This is a genomic window from Pseudomonas sp. SCT (genome assembly GCF_003864275.1).
Taxonomy (GTDB): domain Bacteria; phylum Pseudomonadota; class Gammaproteobacteria; order Pseudomonadales; family Pseudomonadaceae; genus Stutzerimonas; species Stutzerimonas stutzeri_AE.
Map to the genome: position 1 here is coordinate 204,199 of NZ_BDJA01000006.1, position 23,758 is coordinate 227,956.

A 23,758-nucleotide genomic window follows, 5' to 3' on the forward strand; every position below is an offset into this window, starting at 1 on the left:
GGCTAGCTCCCCGCCTCGAGGCTGTCATCGAGAATGCTCAGAACCAGCTGCTGGAAATCCAGCCCAGCAGCGCGTGCCGCCATCGGCACCAGGCTGTGATCGGTCATGCCGGGCACGGTATTCACTTCCAGCAGCCAGAAATTTCCGGCGGCGTCCTGCATGACATCGACCCGCGCCCAACCGCGGATACCGACCGCCTCACAAGCGCGGGCCGAGAGAGCCTTGAGCTCGTCTTCACGAGCGGCGTCCAGGCCGCAGGGAATCCGGTATTGGGTATCGGACGCGAGGTACTTGGCGTCGTAGTCGTAGAAGCTGTGCGGTGTGCCCAGGCCAATCGGCGGCAGCACCTGGCCATGCAACACGGCCACGGTGAACTCCGGACCCTGGATCCACTGCTCGACCAGCACTTGCGAGTCGTAGCTACTGGCGGCACGCCAGGCGTCAATCAGTTCGGCGAGCGCACCAACCTTGGCCATGCCAATGCTCGAGCCTTCATGCGCCGGCTTGACGATCAGTGGAAAGCCGAGCGTTTCGGCCGCAGCCCGGCAATCGTCCTCGCTAGCCAGCACGGCATGTTGCGGCGTTGGCAGGCCAAGGCTCTGCCAGACCTGCTTGGTGCGCAGCTTGTCCATGGCCAGCGCCGAGGCCAGGATGCCGCTGCCGGTATAGGGGATGCCCGCGCACTCCAGCAGCCCCTGCATGCTGCCGTCCTCACCGCCACGGCCGTGCAGGACGATGAAGGCACGATCGATCCGTTCGTTGCTCAGACGCTGCAGCAGATCGTCACCCGCATCGATGCCAAAAGCGTCCACACCTGCTTCCTGCAAGGCAGCAAGCACTGCGGCGCCGGATTTCAGGGAGACTTCGCGTTCGGCGCTCTTGCCGCCGAAGAGCACGGCGACGCGGCCGAACGTCTTCGGATCACGAATCGAATGCAGGGCGCTCATTGGGATTTCCTCGTGGAGCCATCGCCACCGAACAGCGGGCTTCTCAGCAGTTGCGGCGCCAGTCCGCCGATATCGCCGGCGCCCTGGCAGAGCAGGATGTCGCCAGCGCGCAGCAGCGGCTTGACCAGCGGCGCCAGGTCGACGCCACGCTCGACATAGATCGGATCGAGCTGCCCGCGCTGGCGGATGCTGTGGCACAGCTGGCGGCTGTCGGCACCGGGAATCGGGTCTTCACCGGCCGGGTAGACCTCCATCAGCAGCAGCACGTTGGATTCGCCTAGTACCTGCACGAAATCGTCGTAGAGGTCACGGGTACGGCTGTAACGATGAGGCTGGTAGACCATCACCAGGCGCCGCTCCGGCCAGCCGCCACGTACGGCCTTGATCACCGCAGCCACCTCACGCGGATGGTGGCCGTAGTCGTCGACCAGCATCACGCTGCCATTCTCGACCGGCAGATCACCATAGACCTGAAAGCGACGGCCGACGCCGGCGAACTCGGCCAGGCCCTGGATGATGGCCTCGTCGTCGATGCCTTCGTCGGTGGCAATGGCAATCGTCGCCAGGGCGTTGAGCACGTTGTGATTGCCAGGCATGTGCACCGACACGTCCAGCGGCTCGCAGCCGTCGCGCAGCACGGTGAAGTAGGTGCGCATGCCTTCCTGGCGAACATTGATGGCGCGCACGTCCGCGTCTTCGCTAAAACCGTAGGTAGTGGTGGGCCGGCCGATCTGCGGAATGATCTCGCGCACCACCGGATCGTCGACACAAAGCACGGCCAGCCCGTAGAACGGCAGGTTGTGCAGGAATTCGACGAAGGTCTTCTTCAGCTTGCCGAAGTCGCCGCCATAGGTGCTCATGTGGTCGGCGTCAATGTTGGTCACCACCGCCACCATCGGCTGCAGGTGGAGGAAGCTGGCATCGCTCTCGTCCGCCTCGGCGATCAGGTAACGGCTGCTACCCAGCTGGGCGTTGGTCCCGGCCGCGGTCAGGCGACCGCCGATGACGAAGGTTGGATCAAGCCCGCCGGCAGCAAATACCGAAGCCAGCAGGCTGGTAGTGGTGGTCTTGCCATGAGTGCCGGCAACGGCAATGCCGTGGCGATAGCGCATCAGCTCGGCCAGCATCTCCGCGCGCGGCACGACCGGGATGCGCTGCTCGAGCGCCAGGGCGACTTCCGGGTTGGCCGAGTTGACGGCGCTGGACACCACCAGCACGTCAGCGCCAGCGACATTACCGGCCTGATGGCCGATGAATATCTGCGCCCCAAAGCTCTGCAGGCGGTCAGTACTGGCAGATTCCTTGAGATCGGAACCGGAAACCTCGTAGCCGAGATTGAGCAACACCTCGGCGATGCCGCACATGCCAACCCCGCCGATACCGACGAAGTGGATGCGGCGAATGCGGCGCATGCGGCGTACTTCCGCTTTCACCGCGGCGGGAGACTTAGCCATGGGCCACCTCCAGGCAGATTTCGACCACGCTGCGGGTGGCGTCGGGCCGGGCCAGGCGGCGCGCAGTGGCCCCCATGGCCTTGAGTTTTTCCGGCTGCATCATTACCTCGGTCAGCTGAGCGGCGAGCGCGGCCGCATCAGTCTTGGCTTGTGGCAGAAGAACGGCAGCGCCCTCCTTCGCCAGATATTCGGCATTGCGTGTCTGGTGATCGTCGATCGCGTGGGGCAACGGCACCAGGAACGACGGCAGGCCAGCGGCGGCCAGCTCGCAGACGGTGAGCGCACCGGCACGGCAGATCACCAGATCGGCCCAGGCATAGGCGCGCGCCATATCCTTGATGAACGGTGCGACCTCGGCCTCGACCGCAGCTTCCGCGTAGCGCTGCGTAGTCAGTTCGGCGTGCTGCTTCCCGGCCTGATGGAACACTTCCGGACGCAGCTCCACCGGCAGTTGGGCCAACGCGGCGGGCAACAGCTTGTTCACCGGTTCGGCACCCAGGCTGCCGCCCAGCACCAACAGACGGGGCCGGCGACCAATAAGGGTGTCGCGAGGGGTTTCCAGAAAAAGCTCTTCACGTACAGGATTGCCGGTGGTGCGGCGCTTGGCGCTGGCCTTGAAGGTATCCGGAAAGGCTTCGCAGACACGACTCGCCAGCGGCACCAGGCTGCGGTTGGCGGTGCCGGCCACCGCGTTCTGCTCGTGAATCACCAGTGGCACACCGGCCAGCTTGGCCGCCAGACCACCCGGACCGGTGACGTAGCCGCCCAGCCCCAGCACGCACACCGGACGCAGCTCGCGAATAATGCGGCGAGCCTGGAACAGCGAGCGGACCAGCTGCAGCGGTGCCTTGATCAGCGAGGCGAGGTTCTTGCCGCGCAAGCCGCTGATCTGAATCAGATGCAGTGGCAGCCCCGCGGCCGGGACCAGCTCGTTTTCGATGCCGCGTGGGGTGCCGAGCCAATGCACGGAATAGCCACGCGCCTGGAACTCGCGCGCGCAGGCCAGTGCCGGGAAGACGTGACCACCGGTGCCGCCCGCCATGATCAGCACATTAGCGGCCATGAGCGACCTCCTTGCTCGGCGGCTCGGCAAAATCCGCTTCATCGAACTCGGTGTCCTCGCTGCCGAGCACGGTGCGACTCTCCCACTCGATACGCAGCAGCAGCGCCATGCTGGCGCAGGTCACCACCAGCGAACTACCGCCGTAGCTGAGGAATGGCAGCGTCAGGCCCTTGGTCGGTAGCAGGCCGACATTCACCCCGACATTGATGAGGAACTGACCGAGCCAGAGGAACGCCAGGCCCCAGGCGACATAGGCGGCGAAGAACTGTCGGGCCTTCTCTGCCCAGAGGCCGATGTAGAGGGCTCGCACGCCGACGAAGGCAAACAGGGCGATGGTCGCCAGCGCACCGACCATGCCCAGCTCCTCGGCCAGCACCGAGAAGACGAAGTCGGTATGCGCTTCCGGCAGGTAGAACTGCTTCTGCACGCTGTTACCGAGGCCGACGCCGAACCACTCGCCACGCCCGAAGGCGATCAGCGCCTGGGTCAGCTGGTAGCCGGCACCGTACTGATCGGCCCAGGGGTCAGTGAAGGTGATCAGACGCTGCAGGCGATACTCCTGGGTCTGCACCAGCACTACCACCGCTCCGACCGCGGCGATCACCAGCAGGCTGAAGCGGATCATGCCTACGCCACCAAGAAACAGCATGGCCACTGCAGCGCCCATCATCACCACCGTGGCGCCGAAGTCCGGCTCCATCAGTAGCAGGAACGCCATCGGCAGCAGCACCAGGAACGGCTTGGCGAAGCCCCACAGGCTCTCGCGAACTTCCTCCTGGCGACGCACCAGATATCCGGCCAGGTAGATCACCACGAAAACCTTGGCCAGTTCTGACGGTTGCACGTTGAATGCACCGAAACCGATCCAGCGCATGGAGCCGTTCACCTCGCGGCCGATCCCTGGCAGCAGCACCAGGATCAACAGCCCGAATGCCGCCAGCAACAGCATCCAGTCCAGCCGCTGCCAGACCGAAAGCGGCACGAGCAACATCGCGGCAGCGGCACCGAGGCCGAGCAGCACATAGATCAGGTGACGAATCATGTGGTACAGCGGACTGCCGGAATTGACCGCGGCGACCTCGGAGGAAGCCGAGGTGATCATCACCAGCCCCAGACCGAGCAACGCCAGGCAACCGGCAAGCATGGGGAAGTCCAGATCCACGCCACGGCGGCCAAACAAGGGTGAAGGTGCGTTGCGCAGGAAGGCGAGCATCAGCTGAGCGCCTCCACCGCAGCGGCAAACAAACGGCCGCGCTCTTCGAAATTCTTGAACATGTCCAGGCTGGCACAAGCCGGCGAGAGCAGTACCGCATCGCCCGCCTCGGCGCAGTCGGCGGCACGCCGCACCGCTTCTTCCAGACTGGCCACATGCAGTAGCGTCGTCGCATCGTCCAGCGTGTCGGCCAGACGCTGCGCGTCGCGGCCGAGCAACACCACGGCACGGCAGTAACGTGCGACCGGTGCGCGCAATCCTGAGAAATCCGCACCCTTGCCGTCGCCACCGGCAATCAGCACCAGCTTGCCGTCGATATCGGCGCCCAGGCCTTCGATCGCGGCCAGCGCCGCGCCGACATTGGTCGCCTTGGAATCGTCGTAGTAGCTGACGTCGCCACGCTGTCCCACCCATTGGCAGCGGTGCGGCAACCCGGTGAACCGACGCAGGGTTTCGAGCATTGGCGCGAACGGCAGACCAACCGCATGCCCCAGCGCCAGCGCGGCCAGCGCGTTGGATTGATTGTGCGCGCCACGCATCTTCAGTTCGCGAACCGGCATCAGCGCTTCGAACTGGAATGCCAGGTACTTTTCGCCCTTCTCTTCGAACAGTCCGAAGCCCTTGAAATCAGGCTTGCCAAGGCCGAACGTCCAGGTAGGCACTTCGTCGCCTATCAGTGGACGGCTAAGGCGATCGTCGCGATTGACCACCACCTGCCGAGCGCCGCGGAAGATCCGATGCTTGGCCTGATGGTAAGCCGGCAGCCCGCTGTAGCGATCCATGTGGTCTTCGCTGATATTCAGGCAGGTCGCCACCTCAGCGTTGAGCTGCCCGGTGGTTTCCAACTGGAAGCTGGACAGTTCCAGGACATAGAGTTCGACATCATCAGCAAGCAGGTCGAGTGCCGGTGTACCGAGGTTACCGCCGACCGCCACCTTGCGGCCGGCCGCTGCGGCCATCTCGCCGACCAGCGTGGTCACAGTGCTCTTGGCATTGGAACCGGTGATCGCAATGATCGGGGCTTTGGCTTCGCGGGCGAACAGTTCGATATCGCCTGACAGCTTGACGCCGCGGGCGGCCGCTTCCTGCAGTGCCGGAGTGCTGACCGCGAGCCCCGGGCTCACCAGCAACTCGCTGGCAGCGCAGAGGAACTCTACATCCAGCTCGCCACAGCGCACCTGCACGTCCGGGTATTCGGCCTTGAGCGTCGCCAGTTCCGGTGGGTTCGCACGAGTATCGGCAACGGCAAACGGCAGGCCGCGGCGCGCCAGATGGCGTACCAGGGACATGCCGCTCTTGCCGAGGCCGACAACGATGCGGAACTGGTCGGAAGCGATGAGCACTCTTGATTACCTCAACTTCAGGGTGGCGAGGCCAACGAGCACCAGAATCACGGTAATGATCCAGAAGCGCACGATTACCCGAGGTTCGGGCCAGCCTTTGAGTTCGAAATGGTGATGGATCGGCGCCATGCGGAACACACGCTTGCCGGTCAGCTTGAAGCTGGCGACCTGGATCATCACCGACAGGGTTTCCATCACGAACACACCGCCCATGATGAACAGCACCACTTCCTGGCGAACGATCACCGCAATGGTGCCCAACGCGGCGCCCAGCGCCAGTGCGCCGACATCGCCCATGAAAACCTGTGCCGGATAGGTGTTGAACCAGAGGAAGCCAAGGCCGGCACCGATCAGCGCGCCGCAGAACACGATCAGTTCGCCAGCGCCCGGGATATACGGGATCAACAGGTACTCGGCGAAATTCACGTTGCCGGACAGATAGCAGAAGATGCCCAGGCCGCCGCCGACCATCACCGTCGGCATGATCGCCAGACCATCCAGTCCGTCGGTGAGATTGACCGCATTGCTCGAACCGACGATGACGAAATAGGTCAGCACCACGAAGCCGATTCCCAGCGGGATCTCGATATTCTTCAGCAGCGGCAGGATCAGCGTGGTTTCGACCGGGGTCTGCGCGGTCATATAAAGGAAGACGGCGGCGCCAAGACCGAACACCGACTGCCAGAAGTACTTCCAGCGACTAGGCAGCCCGCGGGAATTCTTCTCGATCACCTTGCGGTAGTCATCGACCCAGCCGATGGCACCGAACAGCAAGGTCACCGCCAGCACGACCCACACGTAGCGGTTGGACAGGTCGGCCCATAGCAACGTACTGATGCCGATGGCGCTGAGGATCAGCGCGCCGCCCATGGTTGGCGTGCCGGATTTCGACAGGTGAGACTGTGGCCCATCGGTACGCACCGACTGCCCGATCTGGCGCAGCTGCAGCGTGCGGATCAGCCAGGGGCCCATCCACAGCGACAGCACGAGCGCAGTGAGTACGCCGAGAATTCCACGCAGCGACAGGTACTGGAAGACCGCGAAGCCCTTGTGGAACTGTTGCAGATACTCGGCGAGCAGCAGCAGCATCAGTGTTTCTCCATGGATGGCCCGGCGAGCGCATCGACGACTTTGTCCATCGCCGCGCTACGCGAGCCCTTGATCAGAATGGTGGTGCCGCTGCCCTGTTCGGCACGCAGGCTGTCGATGAGGCTGGCCTGGTCGGCAAAATGCCGCGCCCCGGGACCGAACGCCTGAACCGCATGAGCCATCAGCGGCCCTACCGCATAGAGGGTGTCGACCTTGCCTACCGCGTACGCGCCTACTTCGCGATGGCCCTGTTCAGCCCACTCGCCCAGCTCGCCCATGTCACCCAATACCAGGATGGTGCGCCCGGCGAAGCTGGCCAGCACGTCGATCGCGGCGCAGATTGATGCCGGATTGGCGTTGTAGCTGTCGTCGATCAGACGCACGCCATTGGCCAGCATCTGCGCCACAGCGCGGCCCTTTACCGGCTGCAGCTGCTGCAACCCGGCAACCACGGCATCGGCGTCGACACCCAGCGCATAAGCCGCCGCGGCTGCCGCCAAGGCGTTGGCGACGTTGTGCCGGCCGAGCAGATTGAGCTGGATGCGAAGATTGCCCAGCGGGCCAGTCAGCACGAAGCTCGGGCAACCGCGCTGATCGTAGGCGATCGAACCGGCGGAGAAATCGGCAAGCGGGTTGTCCAGACCAAACGAAACGATGCGCTTGCCGGCGACACGCTCGGCCCAGATCGGGTAGGCCTTGTCATCACGATTCAGCACGGCAATGCCGCTTTCACTCAAACCGTCGAGAATCTCGCCTTTGGCTTCGACGATCTTGTGCGGGCCACCGAACTCACCGACATGGGCGCTCCCGGCGTTGGTGATCAGACTGACATCCGGACGCACCAGCTTCACGGTGTAGGCGATGTCACCTGGCCGCGACGCGCCGAGTTCGATAACCGCAGCACGGTGCTCGTCGCACAGCTCGAGCAGCGTCAGTGGCGCGCCCAGATCGTTATTGAGATTGCCGCGAGTCGCCAGCACGGCGTTCTGTCCGTACGCGCTACGCAGAATGCTGGCGAGCATTTCCTTGACGCTGGTCTTGCCGCTGGAGCCGGTGATCGCGGCAACCGGCCCGTTGAAGGCGTTGCGATTGCTGGCACCCAGCAGTCCGAGCGCCAGACGGGTATCGGCGACGACCAACTGAGGCAGCGTTGAGGTCTCGATTTCACGCTCGACGAGCGCAGCGACGGCACCTTTTGCAGCGACATCTGCCAGATAGGCGTGTCCATCGAAACGGGGCCCGGTCAATGCGATGAACAGCTGGCCCGGCTCGATCGCCCGGCTATCGGTACTGACCGCTGCGAAGCTGACATCCGCCCCAACCAGGCGGCCAGACAACGGCTGCTGCAGCTCGCTCAGGCGCATCGCGTCAAGCATTGGGTTTCTCCCAGATGGAAAGTGCCTTGCAGGCTTCTTCTATGTCGGAGAACGGCAGGCGCTCGCCGCGGATCTCCTGATAGTCCTCATGGCCTTTGCCAGCGAGAACCACGACATCCTCGGCGTGGGCTGTCGCTATCAGGCCGGCAATCGCCTGAGCGCGGCCATGAGCGAACGTCGCCGCCGCAGGATTGACGAAACCTGACCGGATATCCTCGACAATGCGTTCCGGCGCCTCGTTGCGCGGATTGTCATCGGTAACCACGATGCCATCGGCCAGCCGCTCGGCCACCTCGGCCATCAGTGGCCGCTTGCCGGTGTCACGGTCGCCACCACAACCGAACAGGCAGAGCAGCCGGCCACGCGCATGCGGACGCAGCGCAGTCAGGACTTTTTCAAGGGCATCGGGCGTATGCGCATAGTCGACGACGATCAGCGGATGGTCGCCGCCGCCGAGGCGCTGCATGCGTCCAGCAGGGCCCTCCAGCTCTGGCAGCACCGCGAGGATTTCATCCAGCGCATAGTCCATCCCGAGCAGAGCCCCAACGGCAGCCAGCACATTGCTCACATTGAAGCGCCCCAGCAACGGGCTGCGCATGGAGCGCTCGCCCTGCGGCGTGATCAGACGCGCATGGATGCCGTCGTCATCGAGCCGGGCCTCGGCGCAGTAGAGGTACGCCGAGGGGTCCTCCAGGCTGTAGGTAATCAGCCGCGACTCGCGATCTTCGCCGGCCAGCGCACGACCGAAGCCATCGTCGAGATTGATGACCCGGCAGCGCAGGCCGGGCACGTTGAACAGGCGCGCCTTGGCGGCCCCGTAGGCCTCCATGGTGCCGTGGTAATCGAGGTGATCACGCGACAGGTTGGTGAACACGGCGACATCGAAATCCAGTGCAGCGACGCGCCCCTGATCCAAACCATGGGACGACACCTCCATCGCCACCGCACGCGCGCCTTCCTGCTTCAGGTTGGCCAATGTCGCCTGCACGCCGATCGCGTCCGGAGTGGTATGTCGTCCCAACTCCAGCTGACCATGGAAGCCGGTGCCCAGCGTACCGATGATGCCGCAGGGCTCACCGAGACGGTCGAGCGCCTGGGCGATCAGCTGACTGACGCTGGTCTTGCCGTTGGTCCCGGTGACGCCGACCAGGCGCATGTTGCGGCTCGGCTCGCCGTAAAAGCGTCCGGCAATTGCCGACAGCTGGCTGGCCAGATGCTGCACGGGCACCATCACAGCCTCGCCGACCAAGGGCTGAACGAGGCCTTCCGCCTCATATGCAACCGCAGCAGCACCGCGAGCGATGGCATCCTGCGCGTGATCTCGGCCGTCGAACTGCAAGCCCGGTACCGCCAGGAACAGATCGCCGCCGCGGACCTTGCGACTGTCGAGCGTGAGTTCGCGGATCAGCACATCGCTGCCAGCCTGAGGCAGCAGGTGATTCAATGGCATCGGCATCAGATGCGCCCTCCCTTGCCTTTTGCCGCTTCGGCAGTCTGCAGCTCGGCAGGCGGCGGCAGATTGTCCGGTGCAACGTTCATCAGCCGCAGGGCACGGGCCATGACCTTGCCGAATACCGGCGCCGCAACCAGACCGCCGTAGTACTGACCCTTGCTTGGCTCATCCACGACGACCACCGCGGCGATCCGCGGATTGGAAAGCGGCGCAACCCCAGCAAAGAACGAGCGATAGGCGTCCTTGGTATAGCCGCCGGTGCCGGAGATCTTCTTCGCGGTACCGCTCTTGCCGCCTACCTGATAGCCAGGCACCTTGGCACGCGCGCCACCGCCACCTTCCTCTTCGACGACGGCGCGCAGCATCTGCAGAACAATGCCGGAAATGTGCTTGTCGATGACCTGCACACCATCCTGAGCCCGATCCAGGCGCAATAGAGAAAGCGGCACATTGGAGCCCTGGTTACCCAGCACCGCATAGGCATGGGCGAGCTGAACAGCCGTCACCGACAAGCCATAGCCATAGGCCAACGATGCGGTCTCGGCGTCTCGCCATTTGCGGTGATTGGGCAGGTTGCCCACCCGCTCGCCTGGGAAGCCGAGCCCGGTATCCTGGCCGAAACCAGCCTGCTGCATCACGGCATATACAGGCTCGGCGCCGATATCCAGGGCGATCTTGCTGATACCCACGTTGCTCGACTTCATCAGGATGCCGGTCAACGAAAGCATGCCGCCGCGGGAAACGTCGCGGATGGTGTAACGGCCAATGCGCATCCAGCCGGGTAGCGTGTTGACGACTGAATCCGGCTGATATTTGCCAGTGCCCAGCGCGGCGGCAATGCTGAACGGCTTGACCGTCGAGCCCGGCTCGAAGACGTCGATCATGGCGCGATTGCGCATGGCAGCCGGCTGCAAGTTGCGACGATTGTTCGGGTTGTAGGTGGGCTGGTTGGCCATGGCGAGGATTTCGCCGGTCTTGACGTCGACCATCACCAGGCTGGCGGCCTTGGCTCCGTACTCATGTACGACATTGCGCAGCTCGCTATGCGCGAGGTACTGCAGTCGAAGGTCGATCGACAACGCCATGGCCTTGCCCGCCTTGGCGTTCTTCGTTACCTGGACATCCTTGATCAGGCGTCCGCGGCGGTCCTTGAGCACCTGACGCTTGCCCGGCACGCCAGCAAGCCACTCGTCATAGGCGAGCTCCATGCCTTCGCGCCCACGATCATCGATGTCGGTGAAGCCCACTACATGCGCGGCCACTTCGCCAGCCGGATAGAAACGACGGAACTCTTCCTGGGCATAAACCCCCGGGATCTTCAGGTCGAGTATGTCCTGCCCCTGCTCAGGGGTCAGGCCGCGTACCAGATAGATGAACTCACGGGACGCCTGCGCCTGCAGACGCTCGCTAAGAGTCGCGGCATCCTGCCCCAGCGCCTTGGCCAGCTCGGGCCAGCGCGCGCGTGCCGCCTGCAGCTCTTTCGGATTACCCCAGAGCGTTGTCACCGGCGTGCTCACCGCAAGAGGCTCGCCGTTACGGTCGGTGATCAGGCCACGGTGCGCCGGAATCGGGATATGCCGAACGCTGCGCGCATCCCCCTGCCCCTTGAGGAAGCCTTGGTCCATCACCTGAAGGTCCACGATACGCCAGGAGATCGCCCCCACGAGCAGCGCCAGCAGCGTCAGTACGATGCGAAAACGCCATGGATAGAGCGCGCCCTGAAGATTCATCATGGCTTCACCAGCCTGACGTCTGCAGCCGCGGGGATATGCATGCGCAGCTGCTCGGTCGCCAGCGTTTCGATGCGGCTGTGAGCCGTCCAGGTGCTCTGCTCGAGGATCAAGCGCCCCCACTCTGCCTGCGCCTTGTCTCGCACGCTGAGCTCACCGTAAAGCTCGTTGAGCAGCTGGCGATTCCAATGCGCACAGTAAGCGACAGCAATCGCCGACAGCAAAACGCCAACGAACAGCACCAGCATCAGCAGGCTGCCGTTGGGCATGGATCGCAACATACGGCTCACCGTAGCTTCTCCGCCACGCGCATCACGGCGCTGCGGGAACGCGGGTTGGCCTTGACCTCGGCGTCCGAAGCATACTGGGGCTTGCCGAGCAGCTTCAGCCGTGGCTCGAACGCCTTCGGGATGATCGGCAGATCGCGCGGCAACTTGTCCGCCTCACCCTTTGCGTGACGGCGCATGAACTGCTTGACGATACGATCTTCCAGCGAATGGAAGCTGATGACGACCAGCCGACCGCCCACCTCCAGCGCTTCCAGCGCAGCATCGAGGCCGCGCTCCAGATCGCCCAGCTCGTTGTTGATGTAGATGCGCAACCCCTGAAAGGCCCGCGTTGCCGGATTCTTGCCCTTCTCCCAGGCGGGATTGGCCTCGGTCAGCACCTTGGCAAGATCAGCTGTACGTTCGAACGGCGCTTCTGCGCGGCGCTGTACCACAGCACGCGCCATGCGCTTGGCAAAACGCTCTTCGCCGTATTCTTTGAATACCCGCGCGATTTCTTCCTCGTCCGCCTGGGCGATCCATTCCGCGGCGCTGAGACCACGACTGGGGTCCATACGCATGTCCAGCGGACCATCATTGAGGAAACTGAACCCACGCTCCGCATCATCCAGCTGCGGCGACGAGACACCAAGATCCAGCAAAACGCCGCTGACAGTCCCGGCCCAGCCGCGTTGCGAGACTTCCTCGCCCAGCTCGGCAAAACTTCTCTGCACAACGACAAAGCGGCCGTCCTCGGCCGCCAGTGCTTGCCCCGTAGCGATGGCTAACGGGTCCTTGTCGAAGCCCAGCAATTGGCCATCAGGGCCGAGCTGCTGCAGTAGCAAGCGGCTGTGGCCGCCGCGACCGAATGTTCCATCCAGATAGCGCCCATCCGGACGCACGCTCAGCGCCGCGACGGCTTCGTCGAGCAACACGGTGATATGTCGCAGGCTGCTGATCTGGTTCACAGGATAAGGTCACGTAGTTCTTCCGGCAGACCGCCGGGTTGCTTGATGGCCGCCAGGTCCGCGTCAGAAATCGCGTTCCAGTCGTCCTCGTTCCACAGTTGAAACTTGTTCAGTTGCCCGACGAGCATCGCGCGCTTGTCCAGCCGGGCGTATTCACGAAGACGCGGCGGCACCACTACGCGACCGCTGCCGTCCATCTCCAGATCGACCGCATTGCCGATCAGCAGCCGCTGCAGACGGCGCGCCTCCTCACGAAGAGAGGGCAATTCGCGAAGCTTCGCTTCGATGAGCTCCCACTCGGGCAGGGGATAGATACAAAGGCAGCGGTCTACGGCATCGATCGTGATAATCAGCTGGCCATCACCACGGGAATTCAGCTCGTCGCGATACCGGCTGGGCATGGCTAGCCGGCCTTTGGCGTCGAGACTGATGGCGTTAGCTCCGCGAAACACGGCTGCGCTTCCCCTGAATTAGCTATCCATGCCCATATTTACCCACTTTCTGCCACTTCCTACCACTTGTGCGCACTATAGAAACGCAGCCGCCCCACCGTCAAGGCGAGCCGGAAGGGAAAAAGCCTTACGGAGCGGCAATTTAGCGACGCTAATGGGAGATGCGGACAGAACTACGGGAAGTCAGAAAGATGCTTGTCATGATGCGCAAGCACTTACCGAACAAAGTTAAAGTGCTTTGTTAAGAGCAAGAATCTTTCGGAATTAAAAACGGGTCTTAGGGAGGGGAAGTAAAGAAGGAGAGTCGATCTGTAAGCCGGGTTCTGTCGAGGACAGCCATTCCTCTACGACAGCCATCGCTGACTGCCTCTAGCAACCTACCCGGATCCAGCGCGGGCCACGCCAATGGATCCCTATTTGGTCTTGCTCCAAGTGGGGTTTACCTAGCCACGGACTGTTGCCAGCCGTGCGGTGCGCTCTTACCGCACCTTTTCACCCTTACCGGCGCCGAAACGCTTAGGCGGTTATTTTCTGTGGCACTTTCCGTAGGCTCACGCCTCCCAGGCGTTACCTGGCACTTCGCCCTATGGAGCCCGGACTTTCCTCCCTCCCTTCTTGCCGGAACAAAAAGAGACAGCGACTGTCCGATCGACTCTCCAGGCGCCAGAGTATCGTCGCAAGCCACCACCTGCAAGCACACTGCCCGAAAGTCCAAGGCCAGCCGCGATCTATTTTCGCTCCAGCGCTGCCTGGTAGAGCAGGTTCTTGCGCACACCGGTGATCTCCGCCGCTATAGCTGCCGCCCGCTTGAGCGGCATTTCAGCCAGGAGCAGATCAAGCACCCGAAGTGACTCTGCGCTCACCGCACTTTCATCCTGCGGCGCATGCCAACCCTCGACCAGCACGACACACTCGCCACGCTGCTGGTTGCTGTCAGCCTCGACCCAAGCTCGCAGCTGGCCCAACGGCAGGCCTTTCAGCGTTTCGAACGTTTTGGTCAGCTCACGCCCCAGCACAGCGACTCGGCCACCGCCAAACACATCCTCGAAATCGCGGAGCGATTCGAGTATCCGGTGCGGCGCCTCATAGAAAATCAGTGTGCGCGGCTCTTCCTTCAGCGTCTCCAGACGAGCGCGGCGAGCAGCGGCCTTGGCAGGCAGGAAGCCTTCGAAAATGAACCGATCCGACGGCAAGCCGGCCGCCGATAACGCGGCGATCAGCGCGCAAGCGCCCGGTACGGGAACAACGGCAACACCCGCAGCACGCGCCTGACGCACGAGGTGATAGCCCGGATCAGATATCAAGGGCGTACCTGCATCGGAAATCAGCGCAATATTCTCCCCGGTCTGTAGCCGGCCGAGGAATCGCCCACCCTCTTCACGCTCGTTGTGCTCGTGACAGGCGGCCAAAGGCGTTTGGATGCCAAAATGCGCAAGCAAACGGGACGAGTGCCGGGTGTCTTCCGCAGCAATCAATGACACCTCTTTCAGTACGCGCAGCGCACGGGCGCTGATGTCTTCAAGATTGCCAATTGGCGTAGCGACGACATAAAGCGTACCTACCCCGGAATTCGCACCATCACTGGCAGTCACAAGGGCTTACCTCCGTCACGGAAATGCGCATTGTAGCCCGATTCACCGCCGCAGCATCGCGGCCACTCCAGTGCTTGGGTACAATCCACCGCCAGTGCTTTCAGGAACGATCAACCAATGGCCTGCTTACGCCCACTCCTCCTTCTCTGCCTCGCTGCCATGCTCGCGGCCTGCGCCGGTTCACCCTCGTCGTCGCTTGGTGAACTGCCTCGCACTCCGCAGGCCTCGACCCAGCAACTGCTACAGAAGGCCGACCAGAGCGACCCCGAACAAGCCGCTCAACTGCGCCTGGCCGCAGCAGACCAGAGCGTGCAGCAGGGCAAACACGCTCAGGCCCGCAGCATTCTTGAACAGGTGCAGGTGGAGGCGCTGAAGCCAGCGCAGCAGATTTTTGCACTGACACTGCAGGCCGAAATTGCACTTGCGAATGCAGAGCCCGAGCAAGCCGTGCAGGCACTCCGACACCCATCGTTCGAGCGCCTGGGCGAACTCCCCGTGGAACAGCAGATTCGCAGCCAACTGGTACGCGCCGAAGCACTGGAGGCAACCAACAAGCCTCTCGCCGCTGCGCGCGAACGAGTCTTCACGGCACCCTTGCTGAGCGGCGAGCAAGCCCGAGCAAACCACGAAAGCATCTGGAAACTCGTCTCCGCCCTGCCTGAAAAACAACTGCAGAGCGCAGCGGAGGCAGACCTCGCAGGCTGGCAAGCACTCGCACTTTCACTGAAGCGGGCCGGTACGGTTGCTCAGCAGCAGCGAGCAATGGACGACTGGATCGCGCAGAATCCCCAGCACCCTGCAGCACAGCAGCTGCCAGAGCCACTGCAGAAACTACGCGAACTGGCCGATCAGCCCTTGAATCACGTCGCCCTTCTACTCCCCATGGAAGGGCAGTTGGCGAGCGTAGCCCGCGCGCTACGCGACGGGTTTCTGGCGGCCCATCTGCACGCACAACAAGCTGGGCAGGCACTGAATATCGAGCTTTACGACAGTAGCCGTATGGTTTCCATCGACGACTTCTATCGCCAAGCCCAGGCCGCCGGTGTGCAATTAGTAATCGGCCCACTGGAAAAGGATCTGGTTCGTCAGCTCGCCGAGCGAGATCAGCTACCGATCACCACATTGGCACTGAACTACAGCGACGCCGGGCAGCACACACCACCGCAGCTCTTCCAATTCGGGCTCGCCGCCGAAGACGAAGCCCGCGAGGTCGCCCGCCGCGCCTGGGCGGACGGCCATCGCCGCGCGATTGCGCTGGCGCCACGGGGCGACTGGGGCGGCCGAATTCTCGATGCATTCCGCCAGAGCTGGCAGGAAGCCGGCGGAACACTGGTAGCCGCCGAGCCGTTGGCCGAACCCGTGCAGCTTGCCAATCAGATCGCTGACCTGCTGCAACTTCGCAACAGCGAGAGCCGTGCCGGCCGAGTCAGTAGCATTACCGACGCCTCCACTGCCAGCCAACCGACCCGCCGCCAGGACGTCGATTTCATTTTTCTTGCCGCAACTCCGCAGCAGGCCCAACAGGTCAGACCCACACTGATCTTCCAGTATGCAGGCGACCTTCCGGTGTACGGCACCTCGCACCTGCACTCAGCCAGCCACGACCGCACCCAGTACCTGGACCTCGAAGGCATACGCTTCGCAGAGACACCCTGGCTGCTGGACGACCAGCTACCGCTGCGCCAGGAAGTCGAACAGAAATGGCCCCAGGCGGGCGGGAGTCTTGGCCGCCTGTACGCGATGGGCGCAGATGCCTATCTTCTGGCGCCACGCCTGAATCAACTGCTCGCACTGCCAGACACGCAGCTGGACGGACTTTCCGGGACCCTCAGCCTGAATCCCCAGCAACGCATCGAACGCCACCTCCCGTGGGCTCAATTTCGTGATGGCGCGGTCGAGCGCCTGGAAGATGCTCAGTAATGAGTGATAGCCAGAGCAGCGGACGCTCTGCCGAAAGCCTTGCGTTGCACCACCTCAGCAGCAAAGGGCTTCGCCTGCTCGAGCGCAACTGGTCCTGTCGCAGCGGCGAGCTTGATCTGGTCATGCTCGACGGCGATACAGTAGTATTCGTCGAGGTCCGCTACAGGCGCCACACCGCCTGGGGTGGAGCTCTCGAAAGCGTCGATATGCGCAAGCAGCACAAGCTGATCAAGACCGCCCAACTGTTTCTGCAGAAGGAAAGCCGCTGGGCGCGGAGCCCTTGTCGCTTTGACGTCGTCGCGATCGCCGCAACCGGAAAAACCGAGGACCTGAACTGGATCCGCAACGCATTTGACAGCTGAACGGTCATGACGCAGCGACAGCTGCTGGATCCGCCCAGCCCTAGCGAACCGCAAGCGTAACGTCCGATTGGCATCGGACGCGCCTGCCACTTGAAGGTCAATCACCGATGGACATGCAAACCCGAATCCGCCAGCTATTCCAGGCCAGCATTGAAACCAAGCAACATGCCATGGAAGTGCTAGCGCCAAGTATCGAGCAGGCCGGTCAGGTGATGGTCAACGCGCTACTGAGTGAAGGCAAGATCCTCACCTGCGGTAACGGCGGCTCCGCCGGCGATGCGCAGCATTTTTCCTCCGAGCTGCTCAATCGCTTCGAGCGCGAGCGCCCGAGCCTGCCCGCCATTGCCCTGACCACTGATAGCTCAACGATCACCTCGATCGCCAACGACTACAGCTACAACGAAGTATTTTCCAAACAGATTCGCGCCCTCGGCCAACCCGGTGACGTGCTGCTGGCCATCTCTACCAGTGGCAACTCGGCCAACGTGATCCAGGCCATTCAGGCAGCTCATGATCGCGAGATGGTGGTGGTCGCGCTTACCGGCCGAGACGGCGGCGGAATGGCCTCCCTGCTACTGCCAGAAGACGTGGAGATCCGCGTACCTGCCAAAGTCACCGCCCGCATCCAGGAAGTACACCTGCTGACCATTCACTGCCTGTGCGACCTGATCGACAACCAACTATTCGGGAGTGAGGAATGAACGCGTTCCGCTTGGCTTTCACCCTAGGGCTGTGCATCGCTGTCAGTGGCTGCAGCTCGGTGCTGACGGCAACCCGCGATGACCCAATAGCCGATAATCGGGGCACGCGCACTATTGGCAGCAAGATTGATGACTCTCTGATCGAGACCAAAGCCGCCGTCAATATTGCCAAGGCCCATCCCGATCTCGATCAGGGCTCGCATGTGGTGGTCGCCAGTTATAACGGTGTGGTACTCCTTGCCGGACAAACACCACGAGCAGAACTAAAGGAGACGGCTGAACGGGCTGCGAGCGGCGTGCAACGGGTCAAGCGCGTTCATAACGAACTGCAGATCCTGCCACCCTCCTCGGCATTGGCACGCAGTAACGATTCCTGGCTAACCACCAAGATCAAGACCCAGATGCTCGCTGATAACAGCGTGCCGGGCTCGAGAATCAAAGTGATCACGGAAAACGGGATTGTCTACCTGCTGGGATTGGTTACTCGCCAGGAAGGCAACCGCGCGACCAATCTCGTTCAGGGCGTTGCTGGCGTGCAGCGAATCGTCAAGCTGTTCGAATACATCGACTGAATCCGCCCCCACGCCCGGACAGCAGGATAGCGTCCGGGCGTCGACCGCTTACTTAACGACCTTCAGACTCGGACGGCCGCCCGGTCGCGGCCCCTCATCATCCGAACCACCGTTATTGGTCGGCGAATCGTCCTCCGGCGGGGTCGGCTCGATCTCGAACACCATACCCTGGCCATTCTCTCTGGCATAAATAGCCATCACTGCCGCAGACGGCACGTTCAGTGAATGCGAAATACCGCCGAAGCGGCCCTCGAAGCTAATAGCCTCATTATCCATGTGCAGGTGGCGAACCGCACTTGGCGCAACGTTCAACACTATCTGCCCGTCACTCGCAAAACCGGCGGGTACCTGCACCCCGGGATAGTCGACATTGACCAGCAAGTGCGGCGTGCAATCATTGTCGACGATCCACTCGTAGAGCGCTCTGACCAGATACGGGCGACTTGAATTCATGAACACATCCTCTCTCAACGCATGCTGCGCTCGACCGTGGAAAGACTGGCCTGGAAGGCCTCGCGGGCGAAATTGCGCTCCATGTAATCCAGCAGCGGCTTGGCAGCTCGCGGCAACTCGATACCGAGTCTGGGCAAACGCCAGAGGATAGGCAACAGGCAGCAGTCTACGAGACTCATCTCGTCACTCATGAAGTACGCTTTCTCCGCGAATATCGGCGACACGCCGGTAAGGCTTTCGCGAAGCTCCTTGCGCGCCTGCACACGCCCTGTTTCCGCTGTACGCTGATCAAGAATTCGATCGGCCAGCGAACACCAATCACGCTGAATGCGATGCATCAACAAACGAGTATTCGCCCGTGCAACTGGATACACCGGCAGCAATGGAGGATGCGGATAACGCTCCTCCAGATACTCCAGGATCACTCCCGGCTCGTAGAGCGCCAGATCGCGATCCACCAGCGTCGGAACAGTGGCATATGGATTCACTTCCGCCAGCTTGACTGGACACTGCCCCGCCTCAACATCGAGGATGTCGACGCTGACGCCCTTCTCGGCGAGCACGAGACGAACACGGTGGGAGTAGTGGTCGGCAGGATCGGAATAGCAGCCCAACCGATTGGTTGTAGCCATAGGTCCTTCCTCACTCTTTTATCTGAGGCAGAAAAAACACGCGCGCCCATGGGGCGCGCGCAAGGTACAGCGAATTGAAACGAAGCGCTTAGTGAACGTCTTTCCAGTACTCGCGCTTGAGCAGGTAAGCGAACACGAAGAACACCGCCAGGAACAACAGCACATAGGTGCCGATACGCTGGCTTTGCAGCTTGACCGGATTAGCCGAATAAGCGAGGAAGGTCACTAGATTCTTGATCTTCTCGTCGTACTCCGCCTCGGACAATGAGCCAGTGCCAGGCTCGACCACCATCTGATCGCACGCCTCCTGGGTAATTGGCGTGCCGGTCAGCGGATCGAACTGCTTGCGACCGTTCTCGACGACCTGAACCTGCTTACAGCCAACCACGCGACGACCCTGGAGAGGAGCCAGTACGTGAGGCATACCCACATTCGGGAAGACCGTATTGTTCACGCCATAGGGACGAGCCGGGTCTTCGTAGAAGCTACGCATATACGAGTACAGCCAGTCATTGCCACGAACGCGCGCAACCAGCGTCAGGTCAGGGGGCGCAGCGCCGAACCAGACCTTGGCATCCTCGGCCTTCATGCCGATGCTCATGTGGTCACCAAACTTGGCATCGGCGAAGACGATGTTATCCATCATCACTTCTTCCGAAATCCCCAGATCGGTCGCGACCCGCTCGTAGCGCTGGAACTTGGCACTATGGCAGCCCATGCAGTAGTTGGCGAAAGTCTTCAGGCCATCCTGCATGGCTGCCTTGTCGGTCAGGTCGATATCGACCTTATCCAGCGGAACTTCCGGACCGGCCGCGAAGGTAAAGACCGGCAAAATTGCAAGAATCAATGCAGCAAATTGCTTTTTCATCAGCCATCCACCCTTTGCGGAACCACTTTGGTCTTCTCGAGCTTGGTGTAGAACGGCATCAGGATGAAGTATCCGAAGTAGATTGCCGTACAGATCTGCGACAGCAGGGTGCGACCCGGAGTCGGAGACAGCACGCCCAGCACGCCCAGGATGACGAACGAGATGCAGAACAACAGCAACGCGACCTTGCTCATCCAGCCCTTGTACTTCATGGACTTGACCGGGCTACGGTCCAGCCAGGGCAGAACGAACAGCACGGCGATGGCAGCACCCATGGCGATCACGCCGAGCAGCTTGTCGGGTACTGCGCGCAGAATCGCGTAGAACGGCGTGAAATACCAAACAGGAGCGATGTGTGCAGGGGTTTTCAGCGCATTCGCTTCTTCGAAGTTCGGCTTTTCAAGGAAATAGCCACCCATCTCAGGGAAGAAGAACACCACGGCGCAGAAGACGAACAGGAACACTACGACACCGACAATGTCCTTCACGGTGTAGTACGGGTGGAACGGGATGCCGTCCAGCGGTACGCCGTTTTCATCCTTGGACTTCTTGATGTCCACCCCCAGCGGGTTGTTCGAGCCAACCTCGTGCAGTGCCAGGATGTGCAGCACGACCAGGCCGAGGATGACGATCGGCAGTGCAACGACATGCAAGGCGAAGAAGCGGTTCAGGGTGATGCCAGAGATCAGGTAGTCACCACGGATCCACTGGGTCAGATCCCCACCGATAACCGGGATGGCACCGAACAGCGAGATGATTACCTGGGCACCCCAGTAGGACATCTGGCCCCACGGCAGCAGGTAGCCCATGAAGGCTTCGGCCATCAGCGCCAGGTAGATCATCATGCCGAAGATCCACACCAGCTCACGCGGCTTCTGGTAGGAGCCGTAGAGGATGCCGCGGAACATGTGCAGGTAGACCACCACGAAGAATGCCGAGGCACCGGTGGAGTGCAGGTAGCGCAGAATCCAGCCGTACTCGACGTCGCGCATGATGTATTCGACGGAGGCGAAAGCACCTTCAGCGGACGGCTCATAGCTCATGGTCAGCCAGATACCGGTCAGGATCTGATTGACCAGAACCAGCAGCGCCAGCGAACCGAAGAAGTACAGCACATTGAAGTTCTTGGGCGCGTAATACTTGGAAAGATGGTCTTCCCACATTTTTGTAGCCGGGAAGCGGGCGTCAACCCATTCCATGAACTTGCTCATCAGGCGTTCTCCTGGTCCACACCGATGATGATTACACTATCGGTCTCGTACGAGTGCGGGGGCACCGGCAGGTTCAAGGGAGCTGGCTGTGCCTTGTAGACACGACCGGCCATATCGTATTTGGAGCCGTGGCAGGGGCAGAAGTAACCACCGAGCCAGTCAGCGCCGAGATCGGCCGCAGCCACCTCAGGACGGAAGGACGGCGCGCAGCCAAGGTGAGTACACAGACCAACCACCACCAGAAGCTCCGGCTTGATAGCCCGAGTCTTCGGGTCGACATAAGCAGGCTGCTCAGATGCCTTGGATTCCGGATCAGCTACCTGGCCGGCGACCTTTTCCAGATTTCCGAGAATCTCTTCAGTCCGACGCACGATAAATACCGGCTGACCGCGCCATTCGGCGACCATCTGCTGCCCCGGCTCGATCTTGCTGATATTTACCCTTACCGGCGCACCGGCAGCCTTGGCCTTGGCACTCGGGAACCACGATCCCACGAACGGGACCGCGGCACCCACCGCTCCTGCTGCGCCCACCACCGAAGTGGCGGCCACAAGGAAGCGACGCCGGCCTGCATTCACGCCGTCATTGCTCATTCAGTCGTCTCCCATCAGCTTCTTATGGCCTGCCCTAAAGCAGGCATGTACTACGTAAAATTGGGCCGCGAAAAATTCGCCAAATGGTAAAGAAAAGACCCTCTTCTGACAAGGTAATAGGCAGCCACAAAGCCTCTAACACCTAGACAGACCAGGCCTTCCAATGCGCGACACACTGTCGCACCACCATAAATCACAGCAAAAAAAAACGCCCAGCTCCGAACGAAACTGGGCGTTTCTTTTTAAAGCGCGAATTAGCGCTTGGAGTACTGCGGACGCTTGCGCGCTTTGCGCAGACCGACCTTCTTACGTTCAACTTCACGAGCATCGCGAGTGACGAATCCAGCCTTGCGCAGCGGGCTACGCAGAGTCTCGTCATACGAGATCAGAGCGCGAGTGATACCGTGACGGATCGCACCAGCCTGACCACTGACACCACCACCCAGAACGGTGACGTAGATATCGAACTTCTCGACAGTCTCGGTCAGCTCCAGCGGCTGGCGAACGACCATGCGGGCAGTTTCGCGACCGAAGAAGTTATCCAGCTCACGGTTGTTGATGGAGATCTTGCCAGTGCCCGGACGCAGGAAAACGCGCGCGGTTGCAGTCTTGCGACGGCCAGTGCCGTAATTTTGAGTCGCCGACATAATGAACTATTCCGTTAAATCTTCAGTTCTTGGGGCTGCTGAGCGGTATGCGGGTGATTGGCACCCTTGTACACCTTCAGCTTACGATACATGTCGCGACCCAGCGGGTTCTTCGGCAGCATGCCTTTGACCGCAGTCTCGATCACACGCTCGGGCGCCTTGGCGATCAACTTCTCGAAGTTGATCGACTTGATGCCACCCGGGAAACCGGAGTGAGAGTAGTACATCTTGTCGGTGGTCTTGGCACCGGTAACACGCACTTGCTCAGCATTGATCACAACGATGTAATCGCCGGTATCTACGTGAGGGGTGTATTCGGGCTTGTGCTTGCCACGCAGGCGGCTAGCGATTTCGGTTGCCAGACGACCCAGGGTCTGGCCGGCAGCGTCGACGACGAACCAGTCGCGCTTGACGGTTTCCGGTTTAGCAGTAAATGTCTTCATTCGTTATAGCCTCAGGGGCCGCCCTGAAAATAAGACGGCGAATCTTACTGAATGGTGCTCGCCCTGGCAAGACCAGGGCAGCCGGAAACAGACGCTATCGGGGGCTCGGGTCAGCGCGTCCGCTACGGCAATGATCGGTAGGCTAGGCATCCCCTACCTTTGACTTGCGTCGACAGGCTAGGCATCCCCGGCGACAGGCTGCGGAATTATCCTGATTGGCAGAAAAATAGCAACCAACATTTGCGGTTCGTCGAGCAGGCATTACGGACTTCGCGAGTAAGCTGCTACGGGCTCACTCGCAACGGGCCAACCCGAGCAAACACTTCACAGCCCCTGGCACTTCGATGCGCCCCGCTAATCTCATGACCAGAACCAGCTTGTCTTCGTTAAGCTTTGCGCACTCGCATTCT

Annotated in this window: 24 protein-coding genes and 1 other RNA gene; 4 read left to right on the forward strand and 21 right to left on the reverse strand. The window is 61.7% G+C overall.

Translation table 11 applies throughout. The features are described from left to right. Nucleotides 1–2: 2 nt before the first annotated feature. The 14 genes from BHD08_RS16365 to rsmI form a co-directional block, all read right to left on the reverse strand. Complete coding sequence (locus BHD08_RS16365; RefSeq protein ID WP_125023557.1) at nucleotides 3–947, reverse strand: D-alanine--D-alanine ligase; 945 nt, start codon at nucleotides 945–947, stop codon at nucleotides 3–5. Continuing rightward, the gene (gene murC / locus BHD08_RS16370; protein ID WP_125023559.1) at nucleotides 944–2,401 is read right to left on the reverse strand and encodes a UDP-N-acetylmuramate--L-alanine ligase; all 1,458 of its coding nucleotides are present in this window, start codon (nucleotides 2,399–2,401) and stop codon (nucleotides 944–946) included. Before murC ends, BHD08_RS16365 begins: the two co-directional genes overlap by 4 nt. Beyond that, nucleotides 2,394–3,464, reverse strand: coding sequence for an undecaprenyldiphospho-muramoylpentapeptide beta-N-acetylglucosaminyltransferase (gene murG / locus BHD08_RS16375; RefSeq protein ID WP_125023561.1), 1,071 nt, complete (start codon nucleotides 3,462–3,464; stop codon nucleotides 2,394–2,396). The genes murC and murG overlap by 8 nt, the downstream gene beginning before the upstream one ends. Then, on the reverse strand, nucleotides 3,454–4,677 hold the full coding sequence (gene ftsW / locus BHD08_RS16380; RefSeq protein ID WP_015277984.1) for a putative lipid II flippase FtsW: 1,224 nt from the start codon (nucleotides 4,675–4,677) through the stop codon (nucleotides 3,454–3,456). Before ftsW ends, murG begins: the two co-directional genes overlap by 11 nt. Next, on the reverse strand, nucleotides 4,677–6,020 hold the full coding sequence (gene murD / locus BHD08_RS16385; RefSeq protein WP_015277985.1) for a UDP-N-acetylmuramoyl-L-alanine--D-glutamate ligase: 1,344 nt from the start codon (nucleotides 6,018–6,020) through the stop codon (nucleotides 4,677–4,679). The genes ftsW and murD overlap by 1 nt, the downstream gene beginning before the upstream one ends. A gap of 6 nt (nucleotides 6,021–6,026) precedes the next feature. Then, a complete protein-coding gene (mraY, locus tag BHD08_RS16390; RefSeq protein WP_015277986.1) occupies nucleotides 6,027–7,109 on the reverse strand; it encodes a phospho-N-acetylmuramoyl-pentapeptide-transferase in 1,083 nt (360 codons plus the stop codon). Further along, nucleotides 7,109–8,485, reverse strand: a complete 1,377-nt coding sequence (murF, locus tag BHD08_RS16395) for a UDP-N-acetylmuramoyl-tripeptide--D-alanyl-D-alanine ligase (protein WP_015277987.1) — start codon at nucleotides 8,483–8,485, stop codon at nucleotides 7,109–7,111. The genes mraY and murF overlap by 1 nt, the downstream gene beginning before the upstream one ends. Beyond that, nucleotides 8,478–9,941: a UDP-N-acetylmuramoyl-L-alanyl-D-glutamate--2,6-diaminopimelate ligase gene (locus BHD08_RS16400; protein WP_015277988.1), complete on the reverse strand. Its 1,464-nt coding sequence runs from the start codon at nucleotides 9,939–9,941 to the stop codon at nucleotides 8,478–8,480. The genes murF and BHD08_RS16400 overlap by 8 nt, the downstream gene beginning before the upstream one ends. Next, nucleotides 9,941–11,668 carry a penicillin-binding protein 2 gene (locus tag BHD08_RS16405; RefSeq protein ID WP_041756747.1) on the reverse strand — a complete coding sequence of 576 codons (1,728 nt, stop codon included), beginning with the start codon at nucleotides 11,666–11,668 and terminating at the stop codon, nucleotides 9,941–9,943. The genes BHD08_RS16400 and BHD08_RS16405 overlap by 1 nt, the downstream gene beginning before the upstream one ends. Continuing rightward, on the reverse strand, nucleotides 11,668–11,949 hold the full coding sequence (gene ftsL, locus BHD08_RS16410) for a cell division protein FtsL (RefSeq protein ID WP_375708257.1): 282 nt from the start codon (nucleotides 11,947–11,949) through the stop codon (nucleotides 11,668–11,670). Before ftsL ends, BHD08_RS16405 begins: the two co-directional genes overlap by 1 nt. Nucleotides 11,950–11,954: 5 nt before the next feature. Continuing rightward, the gene (rsmH, locus tag BHD08_RS16415) at nucleotides 11,955–12,902 is read right to left on the reverse strand and encodes a 16S rRNA (cytosine(1402)-N(4))-methyltransferase RsmH (protein ID WP_015277991.1); all 948 of its coding nucleotides are present in this window, start codon (nucleotides 12,900–12,902) and stop codon (nucleotides 11,955–11,957) included. Continuing rightward, entirely contained in the window at nucleotides 12,899–13,354 is a 456-nt protein-coding gene (gene mraZ / locus BHD08_RS16420; RefSeq protein ID WP_003281171.1) for a division/cell wall cluster transcriptional repressor MraZ, read from the reverse strand. The genes rsmH and mraZ overlap by 4 nt, the downstream gene beginning before the upstream one ends. Before the next feature lie 296 nt (nucleotides 13,355–13,650). Beyond that, nucleotides 13,651–14,010, reverse strand: an RNA gene (gene rnpB, locus BHD08_RS16425) — RNase P RNA component class A. Nucleotides 14,011–14,082: 72 nt separating this feature from the next. Further along, the gene (rsmI, locus tag BHD08_RS16430) at nucleotides 14,083–14,946 is read right to left on the reverse strand and encodes a 16S rRNA (cytidine(1402)-2'-O)-methyltransferase (protein ID WP_125023563.1); all 864 of its coding nucleotides are present in this window, start codon (nucleotides 14,944–14,946) and stop codon (nucleotides 14,083–14,085) included. A gap of 117 nt (nucleotides 14,947–15,063) precedes the next feature. Between rsmI and BHD08_RS16435 the strand changes: the two genes are divergently transcribed. The 4 genes from BHD08_RS16435 (at nucleotide 15,064) to BHD08_RS16450 (ending at nucleotide 18,501) form a co-directional block, all read left to right on the forward strand. Then, nucleotides 15,064–16,866 (forward strand): penicillin-binding protein activator, encoded by a 1,803-nt coding sequence (locus BHD08_RS16435; protein WP_015277994.1) that lies wholly within the window; start codon nucleotides 15,064–15,066, stop codon nucleotides 16,864–16,866. Continuing rightward, nucleotides 16,866–17,228: a YraN family protein gene (locus tag BHD08_RS16440; protein WP_015277995.1), complete on the forward strand. Its 363-nt coding sequence runs from the start codon at nucleotides 16,866–16,868 to the stop codon at nucleotides 17,226–17,228. The genes BHD08_RS16435 and BHD08_RS16440 overlap by 1 nt, the downstream gene beginning before the upstream one ends. Nucleotides 17,229–17,335: 107 nt before the next feature. Next, nucleotides 17,336–17,929 carry a phosphoheptose isomerase gene (locus BHD08_RS16445; RefSeq protein ID WP_015277996.1) on the forward strand — a complete coding sequence of 198 codons (594 nt, stop codon included), beginning with the start codon at nucleotides 17,336–17,338 and terminating at the stop codon, nucleotides 17,927–17,929. Beyond that, a complete protein-coding gene (locus BHD08_RS16450; RefSeq protein WP_015277997.1) occupies nucleotides 17,926–18,501 on the forward strand; it encodes a BON domain-containing protein in 576 nt (191 codons plus the stop codon). Before BHD08_RS16445 ends, BHD08_RS16450 begins: the two co-directional genes overlap by 4 nt. Before the next feature lie 48 nt (nucleotides 18,502–18,549). Here the strand turns inward: BHD08_RS16450 and BHD08_RS16455 are convergent, their stop codons facing one another. The 7 genes from BHD08_RS16455 to rplM form a co-directional block, all read right to left on the reverse strand. After that, nucleotides 18,550–18,954: a ClpXP protease specificity-enhancing factor gene (locus BHD08_RS16455; RefSeq protein ID WP_015277998.1), complete on the reverse strand. Its 405-nt coding sequence runs from the start codon at nucleotides 18,952–18,954 to the stop codon at nucleotides 18,550–18,552. 14 nt (nucleotides 18,955–18,968) lie between these two features. Beyond that, nucleotides 18,969–19,586: a glutathione S-transferase N-terminal domain-containing protein gene (locus tag BHD08_RS16460; RefSeq protein WP_015277999.1), complete on the reverse strand. Its 618-nt coding sequence runs from the start codon at nucleotides 19,584–19,586 to the stop codon at nucleotides 18,969–18,971. 88 nt (nucleotides 19,587–19,674) lie between these two features. Next, nucleotides 19,675–20,454, reverse strand: a complete 780-nt coding sequence (locus tag BHD08_RS16465) for a cytochrome c1 (RefSeq protein ID WP_125023565.1) — start codon at nucleotides 20,452–20,454, stop codon at nucleotides 19,675–19,677. Next, the gene (locus BHD08_RS16470; RefSeq protein ID WP_015278001.1) at nucleotides 20,454–21,665 is read right to left on the reverse strand and encodes a cytochrome bc complex cytochrome b subunit; all 1,212 of its coding nucleotides are present in this window, start codon (nucleotides 21,663–21,665) and stop codon (nucleotides 20,454–20,456) included. Before BHD08_RS16470 ends, BHD08_RS16465 begins: the two co-directional genes overlap by 1 nt. Continuing rightward, nucleotides 21,665–22,258: a ubiquinol-cytochrome c reductase iron-sulfur subunit gene (petA, locus tag BHD08_RS16475; RefSeq protein ID WP_015278002.1), complete on the reverse strand. Its 594-nt coding sequence runs from the start codon at nucleotides 22,256–22,258 to the stop codon at nucleotides 21,665–21,667. The genes BHD08_RS16470 and petA overlap by 1 nt, the downstream gene beginning before the upstream one ends. A gap of 254 nt (nucleotides 22,259–22,512) precedes the next feature. After that, nucleotides 22,513–22,905, reverse strand: a complete 393-nt coding sequence (gene rpsI, locus BHD08_RS16480; protein WP_003302797.1) for a 30S ribosomal protein S9 — start codon at nucleotides 22,903–22,905, stop codon at nucleotides 22,513–22,515. A gap of 14 nt (nucleotides 22,906–22,919) precedes the next feature. After that, the gene (gene rplM / locus BHD08_RS16485; RefSeq protein ID WP_015278003.1) at nucleotides 22,920–23,348 is read right to left on the reverse strand and encodes a 50S ribosomal protein L13; all 429 of its coding nucleotides are present in this window, start codon (nucleotides 23,346–23,348) and stop codon (nucleotides 22,920–22,922) included. Between the last annotated feature and the right edge of the window lie 410 nt (nucleotides 23,349–23,758).